The 19,661-nt window shown below is 70.3% G+C and carries 19 protein-coding genes and 1 pseudogene; 11 read left to right on the forward strand and 9 right to left on the reverse strand.

Annotation, left to right across the window (positions count from 1 at the left end):
- Nucleotides 1-121: 121 nt before the first annotated feature.
- The 5 genes from pgl to tkt are packed head-to-tail and all read right to left on the reverse strand — an operon-like array spanning nt 122 to nt 6,844.
- Nucleotides 122-907: a 6-phosphogluconolactonase gene (gene pgl / locus ABD207_RS14040; protein WP_344012957.1), complete on the reverse strand. Its 786-nt coding sequence runs from the start codon at nt 905-907 to the stop codon at nt 122-124.
- A complete protein-coding gene (opcA, locus tag ABD207_RS14045) occupies nt 904-2,064 on the reverse strand; it encodes a glucose-6-phosphate dehydrogenase assembly protein OpcA (protein WP_344012958.1) in 1,161 nt (386 codons plus the stop codon). The genes pgl and opcA overlap by 4 nt, the downstream gene beginning before the upstream one ends.
- On the reverse strand, nt 2,061-3,599 hold the full coding sequence (gene zwf, locus ABD207_RS14050; protein WP_344012960.1) for a glucose-6-phosphate dehydrogenase: 1,539 nt from the start codon (nt 3,597-3,599) through the stop codon (nt 2,061-2,063). The genes opcA and zwf overlap by 4 nt, the downstream gene beginning before the upstream one ends.
- 4 nt (nt 3,600-3,603) lie before the next feature.
- The gene (gene tal / locus ABD207_RS14055; RefSeq protein WP_344012961.1) at nt 3,604-4,722 is read right to left on the reverse strand and encodes a transaldolase; all 1,119 of its coding nucleotides are present in this window, start codon (nt 4,720-4,722) and stop codon (nt 3,604-3,606) included.
- 34 nt (nt 4,723-4,756) lie between these two features.
- On the reverse strand, nt 4,757-6,844 hold the full coding sequence (tkt, locus tag ABD207_RS14060) for a transketolase (RefSeq protein ID WP_344012962.1): 2,088 nt from the start codon (nt 6,842-6,844) through the stop codon (nt 4,757-4,759).
- 340 nt (nt 6,845-7,184) lie between these two features.
- On the opposite strand from tkt, the gene ABD207_RS14065 reads away from it, so the two are divergent.
- From ABD207_RS14065 to ABD207_RS14075, 3 genes are all read left to right on the forward strand, one after another.
- A complete protein-coding gene (locus tag ABD207_RS14065) occupies nt 7,185-8,138 on the forward strand; it encodes a heme o synthase (protein ID WP_344012963.1) in 954 nt (317 codons plus the stop codon).
- A 93-nt stretch (nt 8,139-8,231) separates the two neighbouring features.
- Entirely contained in the window at nt 8,232-8,552 is a 321-nt protein-coding gene (locus ABD207_RS14070) for a hypothetical protein (RefSeq protein ID WP_344012964.1), read from the forward strand.
- A 158-nt stretch (nt 8,553-8,710) separates the two neighbouring features.
- On the forward strand, nt 8,711-9,817 hold the full coding sequence (locus ABD207_RS14075) for an amidohydrolase family protein (protein ID WP_344012965.1): 1,107 nt from the start codon (nt 8,711-8,713) through the stop codon (nt 9,815-9,817).
- A gap of 80 nt (nt 9,818-9,897) precedes the next feature.
- On the opposite strand, the gene ABD207_RS14080 is transcribed toward ABD207_RS14075, so the two are convergent.
- The 4 genes and pseudogenes from ABD207_RS14080 to ABD207_RS14095 form a co-directional block, all read right to left on the reverse strand.
- Entirely contained in the window at nt 9,898-10,890 is a 993-nt protein-coding gene (locus ABD207_RS14080) for a COX15/CtaA family protein (RefSeq protein WP_344013089.1), read from the reverse strand.
- 72 nt (nt 10,891-10,962) lie between these two features.
- Nucleotides 10,963-11,679: an ABC transporter permease gene (locus ABD207_RS14085; RefSeq protein ID WP_344013090.1), complete on the reverse strand. Its 717-nt coding sequence runs from the start codon at nt 11,677-11,679 to the stop codon at nt 10,963-10,965.
- Between the two features lie 56 nt (nt 11,680-11,735).
- On the reverse strand, nt 11,736-12,659 hold the full coding sequence (locus ABD207_RS14090; RefSeq protein WP_344012966.1) for an ABC transporter ATP-binding protein: 924 nt from the start codon (nt 12,657-12,659) through the stop codon (nt 11,736-11,738).
- A 78-nt stretch (nt 12,660-12,737) separates the two neighbouring features.
- Nucleotides 12,738-12,836 (reverse strand): annotated as a pseudogene (locus ABD207_RS14095) (AAC(3) family N-acetyltransferase); the annotation flags it as partial.
- Between the two features lie 151 nt (nt 12,837-12,987).
- Between ABD207_RS14095 and ABD207_RS14100 the strand changes: the two are divergent.
- The 8 genes from ABD207_RS14100 to ABD207_RS14135 all read left to right on the forward strand — a co-directional run bounded on the left by ABD207_RS14100 (nt 12,988) and on the right by ABD207_RS14135 (nt 19,553).
- Nucleotides 12,988-13,719 carry an ArsR family transcriptional regulator gene (locus ABD207_RS14100; protein WP_167991432.1) on the forward strand — a complete coding sequence of 244 codons (732 nt, stop codon included), beginning with the start codon at nt 12,988-12,990 and terminating at the stop codon, nt 13,717-13,719.
- Nucleotides 13,716-15,137, forward strand: a complete 1,422-nt coding sequence (gene sufB, locus ABD207_RS14105) for a Fe-S cluster assembly protein SufB (RefSeq protein ID WP_344012969.1) — start codon at nt 13,716-13,718, stop codon at nt 15,135-15,137. Before ABD207_RS14100 ends, sufB begins: the two co-directional genes overlap by 4 nt.
- Before the next feature lie 87 nt (nt 15,138-15,224).
- On the forward strand, nt 15,225-16,409 hold the full coding sequence (gene sufD / locus ABD207_RS14110) for a Fe-S cluster assembly protein SufD (protein WP_344012971.1): 1,185 nt from the start codon (nt 15,225-15,227) through the stop codon (nt 16,407-16,409).
- The gene (locus tag ABD207_RS14115; protein ID WP_344012973.1) at nt 16,406-16,723 is read left to right on the forward strand and encodes a non-heme iron oxygenase ferredoxin subunit; all 318 of its coding nucleotides are present in this window, start codon (nt 16,406-16,408) and stop codon (nt 16,721-16,723) included. Before sufD ends, ABD207_RS14115 begins: the two co-directional genes overlap by 4 nt.
- Before the next feature lie 7 nt (nt 16,724-16,730).
- The gene (gene sufC / locus ABD207_RS14120) at nt 16,731-17,495 is read left to right on the forward strand and encodes a Fe-S cluster assembly ATPase SufC (RefSeq protein WP_344012975.1); all 765 of its coding nucleotides are present in this window, start codon (nt 16,731-16,733) and stop codon (nt 17,493-17,495) included.
- On the forward strand, nt 17,492-18,748 hold the full coding sequence (locus tag ABD207_RS14125; RefSeq protein ID WP_344012977.1) for a cysteine desulfurase: 1,257 nt from the start codon (nt 17,492-17,494) through the stop codon (nt 18,746-18,748). The genes sufC and ABD207_RS14125 overlap by 4 nt, the downstream gene beginning before the upstream one ends.
- An 11-nt stretch (nt 18,749-18,759) precedes the next feature.
- Nucleotides 18,760-19,224, forward strand: a complete 465-nt coding sequence (sufU, locus tag ABD207_RS14130) for a Fe-S cluster assembly sulfur transfer protein SufU (RefSeq protein ID WP_167991422.1) — start codon at nt 18,760-18,762, stop codon at nt 19,222-19,224.
- Nucleotides 19,221-19,553, forward strand: coding sequence for a metal-sulfur cluster assembly factor (locus tag ABD207_RS14135; RefSeq protein WP_344012979.1), 333 nt, complete (start codon nt 19,221-19,223; stop codon nt 19,551-19,553). The genes sufU and ABD207_RS14135 overlap by 4 nt, the downstream gene beginning before the upstream one ends.
- Nucleotides 19,554-19,661 lie beyond the last annotated feature (108 nt).

Genomic DNA, 19,661 nt, shown 5'->3' on the forward strand with positions numbered 1-19,661 from the left:
CCCGAGGCGGGGAGCCACGGCGCAGCCCCAAGTGGCGTCCGGGACGAAAGCCCCGAAGTGGGGGTCCGGGGGCGGAGCCCCCCGGGGACGGGAACGGGTAGGGGCGGAGGGGGCGAGAACCTTACGGTGACGCCGGGGGGTACAGGGACCTCGGCAACTGGGATGCCGCTGCCGCGTCCAGGAGCCACAAGGTGCGGGTCTTGCCGCGGGCGCCTGCTGCCGGGGCCTGGATCTCACCCGCGCCGGAGAGGGCGATGGCCGCGGCCTGGGCCTTGTCCTCGCCCGCGGCGAGGAGCCAGACCTCGCGGGCGGACCGGATGGCCGGGAGGGTGAGGGAGATGCGGGTGGGGGGTGGTTTGGGGGCGCCGTGGACGCCTACCACCGTGCGCTCGGTCTCGCGGACCGCGGGGAGCTCGGGGAAGAGGGAGGCCACGTGCGTGTCCGGGCCGACGCCCAGCATCAGGACGTCGAAGGTGGGGACGGGACCGTGGTTCTCCGGGCCCGCCGCCCGCGCCAGCTCCTCCGCGTACGCGGCCGCCGCCGCGTCCACATCGTTGCCGTACGGCCCGTCCGACGCCGGCATCGCATGCACCCGCTTCGGATCCAGCGGCACCGAGTCGAGCAACGCCTCACGCGCCTGCGTGACGTTGCGCTCCGGGTCGCCCTCCGGCAGGAACCGCTCGTCGCCCCACCACAGATCGAGCCGGCCCCAGTCGATCGCGTCCCGGGCGGGCGCCGCCGCCAGCGCGGCCAGCAGGCCGTTGCCGTTGCGCCCGCCGGTCAGGACCACCGACGCCGAACCCCGTGAGCTCTGCGCGTCGACGATCCGGGTGATCAGCCGTGCCGCCGCGGCCTGCGCCATCAGCTCCTTGTCGCGGTGCACGACCAGCTGCGGTGCCTGACTCATTGCGCCGCCGCCTTCTTCACCGGCGCCTCGTCCGTCGCCTCGGCCGCGGGAGCTTTCGCAGCCGTCTCGACGGGTGCGGCGTCCGCTTCCCGTCCGCCTTGACCGGCCCCTTCTCCGGGCCCTTCTCCTGCCCTTTCTCCTGCCCTTTCTCCTGTCGCTTCTCCCGCCCCTTCTCCTTTGGGCGGCTCGGCGCCCGAGAGAGAGGGCGACAGAGAGGGGGAATCGTCCCCGGCCGTCTTCAGGCGCTCCACGCCGTAGCGCAGCGCCGAGGCGTACGTGTCGTCCGGGTCGAGGCGCCGCAGCTCCTCCGCGATCAGCTCCGCGGTGTCCCGGCGCTTGAGCGCCACCGCCCGCTTGGGCTGACCCTGGATGGACAGCGTCGCCAGCGCGCCGTCCGCCCGGTCGAGCACGATCGGCCCGCAGTCGGTGTCCATGCGGACCGCGGTCAGCCCGGGCCCGCTGGACAGCGACCGCTTCACCGGCACGTCCAGCCGGTCCGCCAGCCACATCGCCAGCAGCTCGCAGCTCGGGTTGAACTCCTCGCCCTCCACCTCGACGCCCAGCACCTTGCAGTTCACCTGGTCCAGGGCGGCGGCCAGCATCGAACGCCAGGGAGTGATCCGGGTCCACGACAGGTCCGTGTCACCGGGCGTGTAGGCCTCCGCGCGGGCCGCGAGCTCCCGCACCGGCTGCTCGCAGGCGTAGGTGTCGGTCACCCGGCGCTGGGCCAGCGCACCCAGCGGATCGGCGGCCGGGTTCAGCGGCGCGTTGACCGGCCACCACACCACCACCGGCGCGTCCGGCAGCAGCAGCGGCAGCACCACCGACTGGGCGTGGTCGATCACCTCGCCGTACAGCCGCAGCACCACCGTCTCGCCGGTGCCCGCGTCCGCCCCCACCCGCACCTCGGCGTCCAGCCGGGACTGGGTGCGGTCGCGCGGCGAGCGGGAGACGCGCTTGATCACCACCAGGGTGCGCGAGGGATGCTCGTGCGAGGCGTCGCTCGCCGCCTTCAGCGCGTCGTAGGCGTTCTCCTCGTCCGTCACGATGACCAGCGTCAGCACCATGCCGACGGCCGGGGTGCCGATGGCGCGGCGGCCCTGCACCAGCGCCTTGTTGATCTTGCTGGCCGTGGTGTCCGTGAGGTCTATCTTCATGGCCGGCGCCAGCTCCGTCCGTCTCGCTCGAGCATTTCGTCCGCCTCGGCGGGCCCCCACGTACCGGCCGGGTACTGGGCGGGCTTGCCATGGCGGTCCCAGTACTCCTCGATCGGGTCGAGGATCTTCCAGGACAGCTCGACCTCCTCGGTGCGCGGGAAGAGGTTCGAGTCGCCGAGCAGGACGTCCAGGATCAGCCGCTCGTACGCCTCCGGGCTCGACTCGGTGAACGACTCGCCGTAGGCGAAGTCCATCGACACGTCCCGGATCTCCATCGACGTGCCCGGCACCTTCGATCCGAACCGCACGGTGACCCCCTCGTCCGGCTGGACGCGGATCACGATGGCGTTCTGCCCGAGCTCCTCGGTTGCCGTGGTGTCGAAGGGGGAGTGCGGCGCCCGCTGGAAGACCACCGCGATCTCGGTGACCCGGCGGCCCAGCCGCTTGCCGGTGCGCAGATAGAAGGGGACGCCCGCCCAGCGGCGGTTGTCGATGCCCAGCTTGATCGCGGCGTAGGTGTCGGTCTTGGAGCCCGGGTCGATGCCGTCCTCCTCCAGATAGCCGCGCACCTTGGTGCCGCCCTGCCAGCCTGCCGAGTACTGCCCGCGCACGGTGTCCCGGCCCAGGTCCTTCGGCAGCCGCACGGCACCCAGCACCTTGGTCTTCTCCGCGGCGAGCGCATCCGCGTCGAACGAGGCGGGCTCCTCCATCGCGGTCAGCGCCAGCAGCTGGAGCAGGTGGTTCTGGATGACGTCGCGGGCGGCGCCGATGCCGTCGTAGTAGCCGGCCCGGCCGCCGATGCCGATGTCCTCGGCCATGGTGATCTGGACATGATCCACATAGGACCGGTTCCAGATCGGTTCGAACAGCTGGTTGGCGAAGCGCAGCGCCAGGATGTTCTGGACGGTCTCCTTGCCCAGGTAGTGGTCGATGCGGAAGACCTGCTCCGGGGCGAACACCTCGTGCACGATCGCGTTGAGCTCCTCGGCCGACTTCAGGTCGTGGCCGAAGGGCTTCTCGATGACCGCGCGCCGCCAGGAGCCGTTCGTCTGGTCGGCGAGGCCGTGCTTCTTCAGCTGCTGGATGACGACGGGGAAGGAACGCGGCGGCACCGAGAGGTAGAAGGCGAAGTTGCCGCCCGTGCCCTGGGCCTTGTCCAGCTCCTCGATGGTCTCGCGCAGCCGCTCGAAGGCCTCGTCGTCGTCGAAGGTGCCCTGCACGAAGCGCATGCCCTGGATGAGCTGCTGCCAGACCTCCTCACGGAAGGGGGTGCGGGCGTGCTCCTTGACCGCGTCGTGGACCTCCTGGGCGAAGTCCTCGTGCTGCCACTCGCGGCGGGCGAAGCCCACCAGAGAGAAGCCCGGCGGCAGCAGCCCCCGGTTGGCCAGGTCGTACACGGCCGGCATCAGCTTCTTGCGGGACAGGTCGCCCGTGACGCCGAAGATGACCAGGCCCGACGGCCCCGCGATGCGCGGGAGCCGTCGGTCCGCCGGGTCACGCAGCGGGTTCGCTCCGGGACCTGAAAGCGGTGACAAGGTTTCAGCCCTCCGAGGGGGCGAGGCGCTCCAGCTCCGCCTCGGTCGACTTCAGCAGGTCGTTCCAGGAGGCCTCGAACTTGTCGACACCCTCGTCCTCGAGCACCTGCACCACCTCGTCGTAGGAGATGCCGAGCCGCTCGATCGCGTCGAGGGCGGCGCGGGACTGCTCGTACGTGCCGGCGATGGTGTTGCCGGTGATGTGGCCCTGCTCCTCGGTGGCGAACAGGGTCGCCTCCGGCATGGTGTTCACCGTGTTGGGCGCGACCAGCTCGTCCACGTACATGGTCGGCCGGTACGCCTTGTCCTTCACGCCGGTGGAGGCCCACAGCGGGCGCTGGGCGTTGGCGCCCTCGCGCTCCAGGGCCATCCAGCGGTCGGAGGAGAAGACCTCCTCGTACGCCTGGTAGGCCAGACGGGCGTTGGCGACGGCGGCCTTGCCGCGCAGCGCCTTGGCCTCGTCCGTGTCCAGGGCGTCGAGGCGCTTGTCGATCTCGGTGTCCACGCGGGAGACGAAGAACGACGCCACGGAGTGGATCTTCGACAGGTCCAGGCCCTTGGCCTTGGCCTTCTCCAGGCCCGCCAGGTAGGCGTCCATGACCTCGCGGTAGCGCTGGAGGGAGAAGATCAGCGTGACATTGACGCTGATGCCGAGGCCGATGACCTCGGTGATGGCCGGCAGGCCGGCGCGGGTGGCCGGGATCTTGATGAGGGTGTTGGGCCGGTCCACCAGCCAGGCCAGCTGCTTGGCCTCGGCGACCGTCGCCCGGGTGTTGTGCGCCAGGCGGGGGTCGACCTCGATGGAGACCCGGCCGTCCTTGCCGCCGGTGGCGTCGAACACCGGGCGCAGGATGTCGGCGGCGTCCCGGACGTCCGCCGTGGTGATCATGCGGACGGCTTCCTCGACGGTGACCTTCCGCGCGGCGAGGTCGGCGAGCTGCTGGTCGTAGCCGTCGCCCTCGGAGATCGCCTTCTGGAAGATGGTCGGGTTGGTGGTGACGCCCACTACGTGCTGCTGGTCGATCAGCTCGGCCAGGTTGCCGGACGTGATCCGCTTGCGCGACAGGTCGTCCAGCCAGATCGCGACGCCTTCCTCGGAGAGGCGCTTGAGTGCGTCTGTCATGGAAATTGCATCTCCTACGTGTCGTATATGAGCGTCAGCGCTGAGCCGCGGCGATCGATTCCCGGGCCGCCGCGGCCACGTTCTCGGCCGTGAAGCCGTACTCCTTGAACAGCACCTTTCCGTCGGCGGAGGCACCGAAGTGCTCCAGGGAGACGATGCGCCCCGCGTCGCCGACGTACTTGTGCCAGGTCAGTCCGACCCCGGCCTCGATCGCGACCCGCGCCTTCACGGACGGCGGCAGAACGCTGTCCCGGTACCCCTGGTCCTGCTCCTCGAACCACTCCACCGACGGCATCGACACCACCCGGGTGGGCACACCGGCCGCCTGGAGCTGCTCGCGCGCCTCGACCGCCACATGCACCTCGGAGCCGGTGGCGATCAGGATCACCTGCGGCTCGCCGCCCTCGGCCTCGAACATCACATAGCCGCCGCGCGCCGCGCCCTCGTTCGGCTCGTAGGTCGGCACACCCTGCCGGGTCAGCGCCAGACCGTGCGGGGTGCCCTTGCCGAACTCCTTGGTCCAGCGCTTGAGGATCTCCCGCCAGGCGATCGCCGTCTCGTTGGCGTCCGCCGGGCGCACGATGTTCAGGCCCGGGATGGCGCGCAGCGACGCCAGGTGCTCCACCGGCTGGTGGGTCGGGCCGTCCTCGCCCAGACCGATCGAGTCGTGGGTCCACACGTAGGTCACGGGCAGGTGCATCAGCGCCGACAGCCGCACCGCGTTGCGCATGTAGTCGGAGAACACCAGGAAGGTGCCGCCGTAGATGCGGGTGTTGCCGTGCAGCGCGATGCCGTTCATCTCCGCGGCCATGGCGTGCTCGCGGATGCCGAAGTGGATGGTGCGGCCGTACGGGTCGGCCTCCGGCAGCGGATTGTCCGCCGGCAGGAACGACGACGTCTTGTCGATCGTGGTGTTGTTGGAGCCGGCCAGGTCGGCCGAGCCGCCCCACAGCTCCGGGATCACCGCGCCCAGCGCCTGCAGCACCTTGCCGGAGGCGGCACGGGTGGCGACCGCCTTGCCCGGCTCGAACACCGGGATGCTGTCCTCCCAGCCCTTGGGCAGCTCACCGGCGGCCATCCGGTCGAACAGCGCCGCCCGCTCGGGATTGTTGCTGCGCCACTCCTGGAACGACTTCTCCCACTCGGCCTTGGCCTGCCGCCCGCGCTCCAGCGCCCTGCGGGTGTGCTCGATGACCTCGTCGGCCACCTCGAACGTCTTCTCCGGGTCGAAGCCCAGCACCCGCTTGGTCGCCGCGACCTCCTCCTCGCCCAGCGCCGAGCCGTGCGCGGCCTCGGTGTTCTGCGCGTGCGGGGCCGGCCAGGCGATGATCGAGCGCATCGCGATGAACGACGGCCGGTCGGTGACCTTCTTCGCCTCCTGGATCGCCGCGTAGATCGCCGCCGGGTCCAGGTCGCCGTTGGCCTTCGGCTGCACGCGCTGCACATGCCAGCCGTAGGCCTCGTAGCGCTTGACGGTGTCCTCCGAGACCGCCGTCTCGGTGTCGCCCTCGATCGAGATGTGGTTGTCGTCCCACAGCAGGATCAGGTTGCCCAGCTTCTGGTGGCCGGCCATCGAGGACGCCTCGGCGCTGATGCCCTCCTGCAGGCAGCCGTCACCGGCGATGCAGTACACGAAGTGGTCGAACGGCGACTCGCCGGTGGGCGCGTCCGGGTCGAACAGGCCCCGCTCGTAACGGGCGGCCATCGCCATGCCCACCGCGTTCGCCACACCCTGGCCCAGCGGGCCGGTCGTGGTCTCCACACCGACCGTGTGCCCGTACTCCGGGTGACCCGGCGTCTTCGAGCCCCAGGTGCGGAAGGACTTCAGATCGTCCAGCTCGAGACCGAAACCGGCCAGGTACAGCTGGGTGTACAGGGTCAGGGACGAGTGACCGGCGGACAGCACGAAACGGTCCCGCCCGACCCAGTCGGCGTCCGCCGGGTCGTGCCGCATCACCTTCTGGAAGAGGGTGTACGCGGCAGGCGCCAGGCTCATCGCCGTACCCGGATGGCCGTTACCGACCTTCTGTACGGCATCGGCGGCCAGGACGCGGGCGGTGTCCACGGCCCGCTGGTCCAACTCGGTCCACTCGAGGTCTGTGGTGGTCGGCTTGGTGCTCACCCTGAGTCAGGGCTCCTCTCCACATGTTCGTATGCCGATGACGGCCCACCGGCGGTGTCGAGCCTACCCCCGTAGGACACGCGCTCTTCCGGTCATTCCAGACTGCCGGGCGTCCCGGCGATCCGCCTCCTGACTTGGTCGGACCTGCATTCGGCAGATGAATACGAGCGCGCTCACCCGCGTGCTCAATCGAGCTCGAACAAGCACCTCGGAGGGTGTCCGCCAACACGACCGGACCCCCGCGAATGCCGGGGTCCGGGCAACGTCTAGAGTGGCGTGGTACGCGCGAGCCTTTACCGCCTGTTCACACGGCAGGGCTCGCTGGGATGTCTCTGTAGGGGTGTGCGTGACGGCCGTTGAATCCCGTCCAGCGGGACTGCTGGGGACGAGCCCGAGCCCTGCACGGCGGCCGTTGGGGGCCCGTGTCATGGGCTTCGTGGCACTGACCAAGCCGCGGATCATCGAGCTGCTGCTCATCACCACCGTCCCGGTGATGTTCCTGGCGCAGCAGGGCGTGCCCGACCTGGACCTGGTGCTGCTGACCTGCATCGGCGGTTACCTGTCCGCGGGCGGCGCCAACGCGCTGAACATGTACATCGACCGTGACATCGACGCGCTGATGGACCGCACCTCCCAGCGCCCGCTCGTCACCGGCATGGTCAGCCCGCGCGAGTGCCTGGTCTTCGGCATCACCCTGGCGGTCGTCTCCACCCTGCTGTTCGGACTGACCGTCAACTGGCTGTCCGCCTGGCTCGCCCTCGGCGCACTGCTGTTCTACGTCGTCGTCTACACGATGATCCTCAAGCGGCGCACCGCGCAGAACATCGTCTGGGGCGGCATCGCCGGCTGCATGCCGGTGCTGATCGGCTGGTCCTCGGTCACCGACTCCCTCTCCTGGGCGCCGGTCATCCTCTTCCTGGTGATGTTCTTCTGGACGCCGCCGCACTACTGGCCGCTGTCCATGAAGGTGAAGGACGACTACGCCCGGGTCGGCGTGCCGATGCTGCCGGTCATCGCCACCAACAAGGCGGTCGCCAAGCAGATCGTGCTCTACAGCTGGGTCATGGTCGCCGTTTCCCTGCTGCTGACGCCGCTCGGCTACACCGGCTGGTTCTACACGGCGGTCGCGCTGGCCGCGGGCGGCTGGTGGCTGTGGGAGGCCCACGCGCTGCTCAACCGGGCGAAGGCCGAGGTGACCGGCGCCAAGCTCAAGGAGATGCGCCTGTTCCACTGGTCGATCACCTACGTCTCGCTGCTCTTCGTGGCGGTGGCGGTGGACCCCTTCCTGCGCTGACCCACCGCCGCGAGGCACCCGGGCGAGGCGAGTGGCCAAGGCCACGGACCTCGCCCGTCGCCTATTGATCTACCGATCGGTAGCATCCTGACCATGGCAGACACGCAGCAGGCGGACCGCAGGGCCGAGCAGAAGGCGACCCGGCTCGCCAAGCAGATCAGCACCTTCGCCAAGGCCCACGGCGGGGCCGAGGGCCAGATCGCCTACATCGGCGAACGCGGCGCCCGCATCGTCCTGGTCGGCCAGGACGGCCGCTGGGGCGACCTGGTGGCCCCGTCCCACGACGTCGCCGAGAAGGCGGTGAAGAAGGCCGGCATCACCGTCCACGAGTCCTTCGACGGCGAGTTCGCCGCCCGGGTGGAGACCGGCCGCTACGAGTGGAAGCGCATGGCCGGCCTGCAGATCGGCGGCTGACCGGCGAAAGTCCCCGACGACGGGCGCGGGCGGGCGCACGACAGGCCGCATCGTGCGCGCGCACCGCGCCCGGCGCGCATCCGCCGCAACTCCCGCGCTACTCACACCCGGTCTCGCTCGTTGACCACGGCAACCGCAGCGCCGTGCCGGGAGCCGGGATGATCGAAACGCCGTCCTTGGTGGACCAGTACTGTCACGGCGTCCTGAAGACGGAGCTGGGCCTGGGCACCTTCGAGGCCCAGCTGAGCCGCACCGAGGGGCCGCCCGCTCCCGGCACCACCCTCTTCGACACCCAGACCGGCTTCGCCGTGCGCCGCTGGTGCCCGCCGCTGCTGGGCCTGGAGCCGCACTGCCCGCCCGCCCTCTACCTGGCCCGGCGCCGCGAGCTGGGCGTCCTGGAGGCCGGCCGCCGCCTGCTGCGGGGCAGCGGCATCACCACCTACCTCGTCGACACCTCACCGCCCGGCGACCTCACCGACCCGGCCGAACTGGCCGCCGCCGGTGACGCCGAGGCGCACGAGATCGTCCGTCTGGAGCAGCTCGCGGAGCAGGTCGCCGACACCTCCGGCACCGTCGAGTCCTTCCTCGCCAACCTCGCCGAGTCGGTGCACGGTGCCGCCGCGCACGCCGTCGCCCTCACCTCCGTCGCCGGTGTCCGGCACGGGCTGGCGCTCGCCCCCGAGCCGCCGGGGCCGGGGGAGGTGCGCGGCGCGGCCGGACGCTGGCTGGCCGCACGCCGCGCCGGGGACGAGCTGACCGACCCGGTGCTGCTGCGGCACCTGCTGTGGAGCGCCCTCGCCACCGGGCTGCCCCTGCAGCTGCACGCCGGACTCGGCGCCCCAGGGGCCCGGACCGACCGGGCCGACCCCGCACTGCTCACCGACTTCGTACGGGCCACCGCGGGCCTCGGCACCGACCTGGTGCTGCTGCACGGCTACCCGTACCACCGGCACGCCGCCCACCTGGCCGGCGTCTTCCCGCACGTCTACGCCGACACCGGCGCCGCCCTGGTGCGCACCGGCGCCCGCGCGGCGAGCGTCCTGGCGGAGAGCCTGGAGCTGGCCCCCTTCGGCAAGATCCTCTTCTCGACCGGCGCTCAGGGGCTGCCCGAGCTGCATGTGGTGGGCGCCCGGCTGTTCCGTGAGGCGCTCGGCCGGGTGCTGGGCGGCTGGGTCGCGGAGGGCGCCTGGTCCCTGTCCGACGCGCAACGGGTGGCCCAGATGCTGGCGGAGCACAACGCGCGGCGGGTGTACGGGCTGGAGTGACCGCCCCTGTGCGAGGGGCTCTGGCGCTGATCACGACGGGGCTCAGGCGCCGGCGACGACCGGGCCCAGGGGGCTGGGGCTCAGGCGTTGGTGAGCGACGCCTGAGCGCTCGGGGCGCCGGGCGCCTCGGCGGCCGGCGCGGGCCGCTCCCGCAGCGACAGCAGCACCCGCAGCACCCAGATCCACATGACGCACGAGCCGAACATGTGCGCACCCACCAGCACCTCGGGCAGCTCGGTGAAGTACTGCACATAGCCGATGGCGCCCTGCGCGAGCAGGATCACGAACAGCTCCCGCGTCCTGACCGACGGCCCCTTCGGCGCGTCCACGGCCTTCAGCACGAACCACAGCGCGAAGGTCAGCGTCACCACGATCCACGCCAGCACGGCGTGCAGCTTGCTGACCGTCTCCCAGTCCAGCGGCATCCGCTCGACCTCGCTGGAGTCACCCGCGTGCGGGCCGGCGCCCGTGACCACCGTGCCGACCGCGATCAGCACCACGGAGGCGGCGACCATGCACCACACCAGCTGCTGCACGGCCTTGCCCACCAGCGGCCGGGGCGGCTCGTCGCCCTCCCGGGTGCGCTGCCACATCACGGTCGCCACCGCGATCAGCGCCGAGGAGAGCAGGAAGTGCGCCGCGACCGTGTACGGGTTCAGACCGACCAGCACCACGATGCCGCCCAGCACCGCGTTGCCCATGACGATCCAGAACTGCGCCCAGCCCAGCCGGGTCAGGCTCCGCCGGCGCGGCTTCCCGGCCCGCGCGGCGACGATCGCCCAGCCGACGGCGGCGCACAGCACATAGGTCAGCAGCCGGTTGCCGAACTCGATGTAGCCGTGGATGCCCATCTCGGCCGTGTTGTGGATCGAGTCCTCGGTGCACTTGGGCCAGGTCGGGCAGCCCAGGCCGGAGCCGGTCAGCCGCACGGCGCCGCCGGTGACCACGATGACCACCGACATGACGAGCGCGGCGAGAGCGGCCCGCCGGACGGTCCGGGGCTGCGGGGTCCAGCGGGCGGCGATGAAGGCGAGCGGGTTGCGCAGGGCCGCGAGGGCGTCGGCGCGGGTCACGTTTGGCACGCGTCCCATCGTAGGGCGCGGCTGTGCACGCTTTCACGAGGGGCGGTCACCGGCACTCGCCCCCTACTCCCAGCGGAAGAACGTCCCGGCCGCGGCGAGTCCGGCGACCGCCCAGGCGGCGAGGATGCCGAGGTCCGCCCAGGGCACTCCGGCCCCGTGCTGGAGCACGTCCCGCAGGCCCTCCGACAGCGCCGAGATCGGCAGCAGCCCGAGGACGTCCGCCGCGGCGTCCGGGAACTTGTCCAGCGGCACCACGACCCCGCCGCCGACGAGCAGCAGCAGAAAGACCAGGTTGGCGGCGGCGAGCGTCGCCTCCGCCTTCAGCGTGCCCGCCATCAGCAGCCCGAGCCCGGAGAAGGCGGCGGTGCCCAGCACCAGCAGCATCAGCACCGCGAGCGGACTGCCCTGCGGCGACCATCCCAGCATCAGCGCGATCACCGTCAGCAACACGATCTGCAGCACCTCGGTGACCAGCACCGACGCCGTCTTGGCGGTCATCAGCCCCCAGCGCGGCAGCGGCGAGGAGGCGAGCCGCTTCAGCACGCCGTACCGCCGCTCGAAGCCGGTGGCGATGGCCTGGCCGGTGAACGCGGTCGACATCACGGCGAGCGCCAGCACACCGGGGGCGAGGAAGTCGACCGCCTCGCCCTCGCCGGTGTCCACGATGTCGACGGTGCTGAACAGCACCAGCAGCAGCGTGGGGATGACCACGGTCAGCAGCAGCTGCTCGCCATTGCGCAGCAGCATCTTGGTCTCGAGCGCCGCCTGCGCCGCGATCATGCGGCCGAGCGGCGCCGCGCCCGGCTTGGGCGCGTAGGTGCCGGGGGTGGTCGTGGTCACGAACGCAGCTCCTTGCCGGTGAGCTCCAGAAAGACGTCCTCGAGCGTGTGCCGCTCCACCGAGATGCTGTCCGGCATCACCCCGTGCTGGGCGCACCAGGACGTCACGGTGGCCAGCAGCTGCGGGTCGACCTTGCCGACGACCCGGTAGGAGCCCGGGGTCAGCTCGGCGGCCGAGGAGTCCGGGGGGAGGGCCTTGAGCAGCGAGCCGACGTCGAGCCCGGGGCGGCCGGTGAAGCGCAGGGTGTTCTCCGCGCCGCCCTTGCACAGCTCCTCCGGGGAGCCCTGGGCTATGACCCGTCCGCCGTCGATGATGGCGACGTCGTCGGCGAGCTGCTCGGCCTCGTCCATGTAGTGGGTGGTGAGGATCACGGAGACGCCGTCGGCGCGCAGGTCCCGCACGAGATCCCAGGTGGCGCGGCGGGCCTGAGGGTCCAGACCGGCGGTCGGCTCGTCCAGGAACACCAGCTCCGGGCGGCCCACCACGGCCATCGCCAGCGCGAGCCGCTGCTTCTGCCCGCCGGAGAGCCGCCGGTAGCTGGTCCGGCCGCACGAGCCGAGCCCGAGCCGCTCGATCAGCGCGTCCACGTCCAGCGGATGCGCGTGCAGCCGGGCGACGTGCCGCAGCATCTCCTCGGCCCGGGCGCCGGAGTAGACGCCGCCGGACTGGAGCATCACGCCGATGCGCGGCCGCAGCTCGGCGGACTGCCGGACCGGGTCGAGGCCCAGGACGCGCACCGTGCCGGAGTCCGGCCGCCGGTACCCCTCGCAGGTCTCGACCGTGGTCGTCTTGCCGGCCCCGTTGGGGCCGAGCACGGCGGTCACACCCTCTCCGGCCACCAGGTCGAGGCCGTCCACCGCGGTCTTGGGGCCGTACCGCTTCACCAGGGCCTGGACCTGGACCACGGGCTCGTTTCGCATGACTCAGGAGTCTAGGGAGCCGCGAGCCCGCTCAGGACCGGGGGGTTCGAACTCCTCGCCCGGGGCCGGTGCCTTTTCGGTCTCCCCGCCCGCGGGCCCGGGGCGGCCCAGGCTCACCAAGGGGGAGGGGATGCGGTACTCGGCGAGGTGGAAGCAGGTGCAGCCGTCGTACCCCGATGGCGTCCCGGACCCCCTGCCGGGAGACGCGCATGATCGATCAAAGATCGTTTCCGCAGGTCGGATTAGGTATGCCTAAGTGATGCAGCGCACCACCGGGCGCTCAGGGCGGCGCTTGCCGGGCTCCGAGGAATTACGCAACAATGGCGTTGTGAAAAACGTCGGCGAGGCTCCCCACGAGGAACTGGCGACCGGAGAGCGGTCCACCCGCAACCGGGTCGCCCGTTCCATCCTGGACCACGGGCCGTCGACCGTCGCCGAACTGGCCGGGCGCCTCGGGCTGACCCAGGCAGCCGTCCGCCGGCACCTGGACGCGCTGGCCGCCGACAACGTCGTGGAGGCGCGCGAGAGGCGCGTGTACGGCACCCGCTCGCGCGGGCGCCCCGCGAAGGTCTTCGCCCTCACCGACTGCGGCCGGGACGCCTTCGACCAGTCGTACGACAAGCTGGCCGTCGACGCCCTGCGCTGGATCGGCGAGAAGGAGGGCGGCAGCGAGGCGATCTCCGCCTTCGCCCGCGCCCGGATCGCCGCCCAGGGCGACAGCTACCGCAAGGCGGTCGAGTCCGTGCCGCCCGAGCAGCGCACCGAAGCCCTGGCCAAGGCGCTCAGCGCGGACGGGTACGCTGCCACCGCGCGCAGCGCACCGGTCGGCGAGCAGCTGTGCCAGCACCACTGCCCGGTCGCCCATGTGGCCGAGCAGTTCCCGCAACTGTGCGAGGCCGAGACGGAATTTTTCGCCGAGCTTCTCGGTACGCACGTACAGCGACTGGCGACCATCGCCCACGGCGACGGCGTCTGCACGACGTTCGTCCCGAAAGCTTCCAAGATTTCACACGCCCCTGAGAACGCATCTGCAAGCACGGCCGGGAGGAACCCCGCATGACTCTCCCCACGGAGACTGCCCACCCTGAGCTGGAGGGCCTGGGCACGTACGAATACGGCTGGGCCGACCGGGACGTCGCCGGTGCGTCGGCACGTCGCGGCCTGGACGAGGAGGTCGTCCGGGACATCTCCGCGAAGAAGGACGAGCCGGAGTGGATGACCAAGCTCCGTCTCAAGGGCCTGCGGCTGTTCGAGAAGAAGCCGATGCCGAACTGGGGCTCGGACCTGTCGGGCATCGACTTCGACAACATCAAGTACTTCGTGCGCTCCACGGAGAAGCAGGCGGAGTCCTGGGAGGACCTGCCCGAGGACATCAAGAACACCTACGACAAGCTGGGCATCCCCGAGGCCGAGAAGAAGCGCCTGGTCGCCGGTGTCGCCGCCCAGTACGAGTCGGAGGTCGTCTACCACCAGATCCGCGAGGACCTGGAGGAGCAGGGCGTCATCTTCCTGGACACCGACACCGCGCTGAAGGAGCACCCGGAGCTCTTCAAGGAGTACTTCGGCACGGTCATCCCGGCCGGTGACAACAAGTTCGCCGCGCTCAACACGGCCGTGTGGTCCGGCGGCTCCTTCATCTACGTGCCCCCGGGCGTGCATGTGGAGATCCCGCTCCAGGCCTACTTCCGGATCAACACCGAGAACATGGGCCAGTTCGAGCGGACCCTGATCATCGTCGACGAGGGTGCCTATGTGCACTACGTCGAGGGCTGCACCGCGCCGATCTACAAGTCGGACTCGCTGCACTCCGCGGTCGTCGAGATCATCGTCAAGAAGAACGCCCGCTGCCGGTACACGACCATCCAGAACTGGTCGAACAACGTCTACAACCTGGTCACCAAGCGCGCCGTCGCCTACGAGGGCGCGACCATGGAGTGGGTCGACGGCAACATCGGCTCCAAGGTGACCATGAAGTACCCGGCCGTCTACCTGATGGGCGAGCACGCCAAGGGCGAGACGCTGTCCATCGCCTTCGCCGGCGAGGGCCAGCACCAGGACGCCGGCGCCAAGATGGTCCACATGGCGCCCAACACCTCCTCCAACATCGTCTCCAAGTCGGTGGCGCGCGGCGGTGGCCGTACCTCGTACCGCGGTCTGATCGAGATCGGCGAGGGCGCCCCGGGCTCCAAGTCCAACGTGCTGTGCGACGCGCTGCTCGTGGACACCATCTCCCGCTCGGACACCTACCCCTACGTGGACGTCCGCGAGGACGACGTGTCCATGGGCCACGAGGCGACCGTCTCCAAGGTCTCCGAGGACCAGCTCTTCTACCTGATGAGCCGCGGCCTGAGCGAGGACGAGGCCATGGCGATGATCGTGCGCGGCTTCGTCGAGCCGATCGCCAAGGAGCTGCCCATGGAGTACGCCCTGGAGCTCAACCGGCTGATCGAGCTGCAGATGGAAGGCGCGGTCGGCTGACCCGTCAGTCATCCGAGCAGCAGGCGGCCCGCCTCCCGGGGCGGGCCGAGGATCGCAACGCAACGGAAAGCGAGCACTACGACAGCCATGGCTGAGGCTCAGAACATCCCCGTGGGTTCCACCACGGCGGGCCAGATCGCGGTCGCCGCGGAGTCGACCGTCGCCACGCGCATGAGCGCGCCCCCGTCCTTCGACGTGGCCGACTTCCCCGTGCCGCACGGCCGGGAGGAGGAGTGGCGGTTCACCCCGCTGGAGCGCCTGCGCGGGCTGCACGACGGCACCGCCACCGCCACCGGCGAGGGCGTCAAGGTCGCCGTGGACGCCCCCGAGGGCGTCACCGTCGAGACCGTCGGCCGCGACGACCCCCGGATCGGCAAGGCAGGCACCCCCGTGGACCGCGTCGCCGCCCAGGCCTACTCCTCCTTCGAGCAGGCCTCGGTCGTGACCGTGCCCAAGGAGACCGTGCTCACCGAGCCGATCCGCATCGCGGTGCACGGCGAGGGCGGCGTCGCCTACGGCCACCAGGTCATCGAGCTGGGCGCCTTCGCCGAGGCCGTGGTCGTCATCGACCACACCGGTGACGCGGTGCTCGCCGCCAACGCCGACTTCCTGCTCGGCGACGGCGCCAAGCTGACCGTCGTCTCCGTCCAGGACTGGGACGAGAAGGCCGTGCACGCCGCCCAGCACAACGCCCTGGTCGGCCGCGACGCCAGCTTCAAGTCCGTGGTGGTCACCTTCGGCGGCGACCTGGTCCGCCTGCACCCGCGGGTGCGCTATGCCGGCACCGGCGGCGAGGCCGAGCTGTTCGGCCTGTACTTCACCGACGCCGGCCAGCACCAGGAGCACCGCCTGCTGGTCGACCACAACACCCCGCACTGCCGCTCGAACGTCGCCTACAAGGGCGCGCTCCAGGGCGACGACGCGCACGCGGTGTGGATCGGTGACGTGCTCATCGAGGCCAAGGCCGAGGGCACCGACACCTACGAGATGAACCGCAACCTCGTCCTCACCGACGGCGCGCGGGTCGACTCTGTCCCCAACCTGGAGATCGAGACCGGCGAGATCGTCGGCGCCGGGCACGCCAGCGCCACCGGCCGCTTCGACGACGAACAGCTCTTCTACCTGATGGCACGCGGCATCCCCGAGCACGAGGCGCGCCGTCTGGTGGTCCGCGGCTTCTTCGCGGAGCTCGTGCAGCAGATCGGCGTCCCCGACATCGAGGAGCGCCTGATCGCCAAGATCGAGGAGGAGCTGGAGGCGTCGGTCGCATGACCTTCCAACGAGTCTGCGCGCTGAGCGAGCTGGAGGAGGACACCCCGAAGCGGGTGGAACTCGACGGCACGCCGGTCTCCCTCGTGCGCACCGAGGGCGAGGTGTTCGCGATCTACGACATCTGCTCGCACGCGAACGTCTCCCTCTCGGAGGGCGAGGTGGACGACTGCCACATCGAGTGCTGGCTGCACGGCTCGCGATTCGACCTCCGTTCCGGCAAGCCCGACGCCCTCCCGGCGACGCGCCCCGTCCCCGTATACCCCGTAAAGATCGAAGGGGACGACGTGCTCGTCTCCCTCACCCAGGAGTCCTGAGGCACCCATGGCAACGCTTGAAATCCGAGACCTGCACGTCACCGTCGAGGCCGACAACGCCACGAAGGAGATCCTCAAGGGCGTCGACCTCACCGTGAAGCAGGGCGAGACGCACGCCATCATGGGCCCCAACGGCTCGGGCAAGTCGACCCTCGCCTACTCCCTCGCGGGTCACCCCAAGTACACGATCACGCAGGGCACCGTCACCCTCGACGGGGAGGACGTCCTGGAGATGTCCGTCGACGAGCGGGCCCGCGCCGGCCTGTTCCTCGCCATGCAGTACCCGGTCGAGGTCCCCGGCGTCTCCGTCTCCAACTTCCTGCGCACCTCCGCCACCGCCATCCGCGGCGAGGCCCCCAAGCTGCGCACCTGGGTGAAGGAGGTCAAGGAGGCCATGGAGCGCCTCAACATGGACCCCTCCTTCGCCGAGCGCAACGTCAACGAGGGCTTCTCCGGCGGTGAGAAGAAGCGGCACGAGATCCTTCAGCTCGAGCTGCTCAAGCCGAAGATCGCGATCCTCGACGAGACCGACTCCGGCCTCGACGTCGACGCGCTGAGGGTCGTCTCCGAGGGCGTCAACCGCGTCCGCGAGACCGGCGAGGTCGGCACCCTGCTGATCACGCACTACACGCGCATCCTGCGCTACATCAAGCCCGACCAGGTCCACGTGTTCGCCGACGGCCGCATCGCCGAGTCCGGTGGCCCGGAGCTCGCCGACAAGCTGGAGGCCGAGGGCTACGAGGCATACACGAAGGGTGGCGCATCCGCGTGACACAGCTGCCGGGCCTCCTCGACACCGAGGCGATCCGTAAGGACTTCCCCGTGCTGGACCGCCAGGTCCACGACGGCAAGAAGCTCGTGTACCTGGACAACGCGGCGACCTCGCAGACGCCGCGCCAGGTGCTCGACGTGCTCTCCGAGTACTACGAGCAGCACAACGCCAACGTCCATCGTGGCGTGCACGTCCTCGCCGAGGAGGCCACGGCGCTGTACGAGGGCGCGCGCGACAAGGTGGCCGCGTTCATCAACGCGCCCAGCCGCGACGAGGTGATCTTCACCAAGAACGCCTCCGAGTCGCTCAACCTCGTGGCCAACATGCTCGGCTGGGCCGACGAACCGTACCGGGTGGACTCCGAGACCGAGATCGTCATCACGGAGATGGAGCACCACTCCAACATCGTGCCGTGGCAGCTGCTGGCGCAGCGCACCGGCGCGAAGCTGAAGTGGTTCGGCCTCACCGACGACGGCCGCCTCGACCTGAGCAACATCGACGAGATCATCACCGAGAAGACGAAGATCGTCTCTTTCGTGCTGGTCTCCAACATCCTGGGCACGGTCAACCCGGTCGAGGCGATCGTGCGCCGCGCCCAGGAGGTCGGCGCGCTGGTCTGCATCGACGCCTCCCAGGCCGCCCCGCACATGCCGCTGGACGTGCAGTCGCTGCAGGCCGACTTCGTGGCCTTCACCGGCCACAAGATGTGCGGCCCGACCGGCATCGGCGTGCTCTGGGGCCGCCAGGAGCTGCTGGAGGACCTGCCGCCGTTCCTCGGCGGCGGCGAGATGATCGAGACCGTCTCCATGCAGTCCTCGACCTACGCCCCCGCCCCGCACAAGTTCGAGGCGGGCACGCCCCCGATCGCCCAGGCGGTCGGTCTCGGCGCCGCGATCGACTACCTGACGTCGATCGGCATGGACAAGATCCTCGCCCATGAGCAGGCCCTCACCGAGTATGCGGTGAAGCGCCTGGCGGAGGTCCCCGACCTGCGCATCATCGGCCCCGCCACGGCCGAGGACCGGGGCGCCGCGATCTCCTTCACCCTCGGCGACATCCACCCGCACGACGTGGGCCAGGTCCTCGACGAGCAGGGCATCGCGGTCCGCGTCGGCCACCACTGCGCCCGCCCGGTCTGCCTCCGCTACGGAATTCCTGCGACCACGCGAGCGTCGTTCTATCTGTACTCCTCGCCGGCCGAGGTCGATGCCCTGGTCGACGGCCTGGAGCACGTACGGAACTTCTTCGGATGAGGGGCTGAGGCGTGAAGCTGGACTCCATGTACCAGGACGTCATCCTGGACCATTACAAGAACCCGCACGGCCGGGGTCTTCGGGATGGCGACGCCGAGGTGCACCACGTCAACCCGACGTGCGGCGACGAGATCACGCTGCGGGTGAAGTACGACGGCACGACGATCAGCGACGTCTCGTACGAGGGCCAGGGCTGTTCCATCAGCCAGGCTTCGGCCTCCGTGCTGAACGAGCTCCTGGTCGGCAAGGACCTGGCCGAGGCACAGCGCATCCAGGAGACCTTCCTGGAGCTGATGCAGTCCAAGGGAAAGATCGAGCCCGACGACGCGATGGAGGACATCCTGGAGGACGCCGTGGCGTTCGCCGGTGTCTCCAAGTACCCCGCCCGGGTCAAGTGCGCCCTCCTGAGCTGGATGGCGTGGAAGGACGCGACGGCCCAGGCGCTGGGCGCCGACGCCGAAAGGACTACGGCATGAGCGAGACCGTGGAGATGAAGCCCGCCTCGGAGGAGGAACTCCGTGAGGCCCTGATGGACGTCGTCGACCCCGAGCTGGGCATCGACGTCGTCAACCTCGGCCTCATCTACGGCATCCACATCGACGACTCCAATGTGGCGACCGTCGACATGACCCTGACCTCGGCGGCCTGCCCGCTGACCGATGTCATCGAGGACCAGGCCAAGTCCGCCACGGAGGGGCTGGTCAAAGACCTGCGCATCAACTGGGTCTGGATGCCGCCGTGGGGCCCCGACAAGATCACGGACGACGGCCGTGAGCAGCTGCGGGCGCTCGGCTTCAACGTCTGAGCCGCCTCGGCTTCTTTTCAGCTCTCTTCAGGTCAGTTCTCTTCAGGAGCGGCGGTACCCCTGGGACGGGTACCGCCGCTCCTGCGTTGCCGAGCCGTTTCCGCTGCC

This window comes from Streptomyces thermospinosisporus (genome assembly GCF_039526425.1).
Taxonomy (GTDB): domain Bacteria; phylum Actinomycetota; class Actinomycetes; order Streptomycetales; family Streptomycetaceae; genus Streptomyces; species Streptomyces thermocarboxydovorans.

What these genes read in the sequence shown, in the direction of transcription:
- pgl (WP_344012957.1), bottom strand. Translation starts at nt 907, where the DNA reads ATGAGTCAGGCACCGCAGCTGGTCGTGCACCGCGACAAGGAGCTGATG.
- opcA (WP_344012958.1), bottom strand. Translation starts at nt 2,064, where the DNA reads ATGAAGATAGACCTCACGGACACCACGGCCAGCAAGATCAACAAGGCG.
- tal (WP_344012961.1), bottom strand. Translation starts at nt 4,722, where the DNA reads ATGACAGACGCACTCAAGCGCCTCTCCGAGGAAGGCGTCGCGATCTGG.
- ABD207_RS14070 (WP_344012964.1), top strand. Translation starts at nt 8,232, where the DNA reads ATGGCAGACACGCAGCAGGCGGACCGCAGGGCCGAGCAGAAGGCGACC.
- ABD207_RS14075 (WP_344012965.1), top strand. Translation starts at nt 8,711, where the DNA reads ATGATCGAAACGCCGTCCTTGGTGGACCAGTACTGTCACGGCGTCCTG.
- ABD207_RS14085 (WP_344013090.1), bottom strand. Translation starts at nt 11,679, where the DNA reads ATGATCGCGGCGCAGGCGGCGCTCGAGACCAAGATGCTGCTGCGCAAT.
- ABD207_RS14090 (WP_344012966.1), bottom strand. Translation starts at nt 12,659, where the DNA reads ATGCGAAACGAGCCCGTGGTCCAGGTCCAGGCCCTGGTGAAGCGGTAC.
- sufB (WP_344012969.1), top strand. Translation starts at nt 13,716, where the DNA reads ATGACTCTCCCCACGGAGACTGCCCACCCTGAGCTGGAGGGCCTGGGC.
- sufD (WP_344012971.1), top strand. Translation starts at nt 15,225, where the DNA reads ATGGCTGAGGCTCAGAACATCCCCGTGGGTTCCACCACGGCGGGCCAG.
- ABD207_RS14115 (WP_344012973.1), top strand. Translation starts at nt 16,406, where the DNA reads ATGACCTTCCAACGAGTCTGCGCGCTGAGCGAGCTGGAGGAGGACACC.
- sufC (WP_344012975.1), top strand. Translation starts at nt 16,731, where the DNA reads ATGGCAACGCTTGAAATCCGAGACCTGCACGTCACCGTCGAGGCCGAC.
- ABD207_RS14135 (WP_344012979.1), top strand. Translation starts at nt 19,221, where the DNA reads ATGAGCGAGACCGTGGAGATGAAGCCCGCCTCGGAGGAGGAACTCCGT.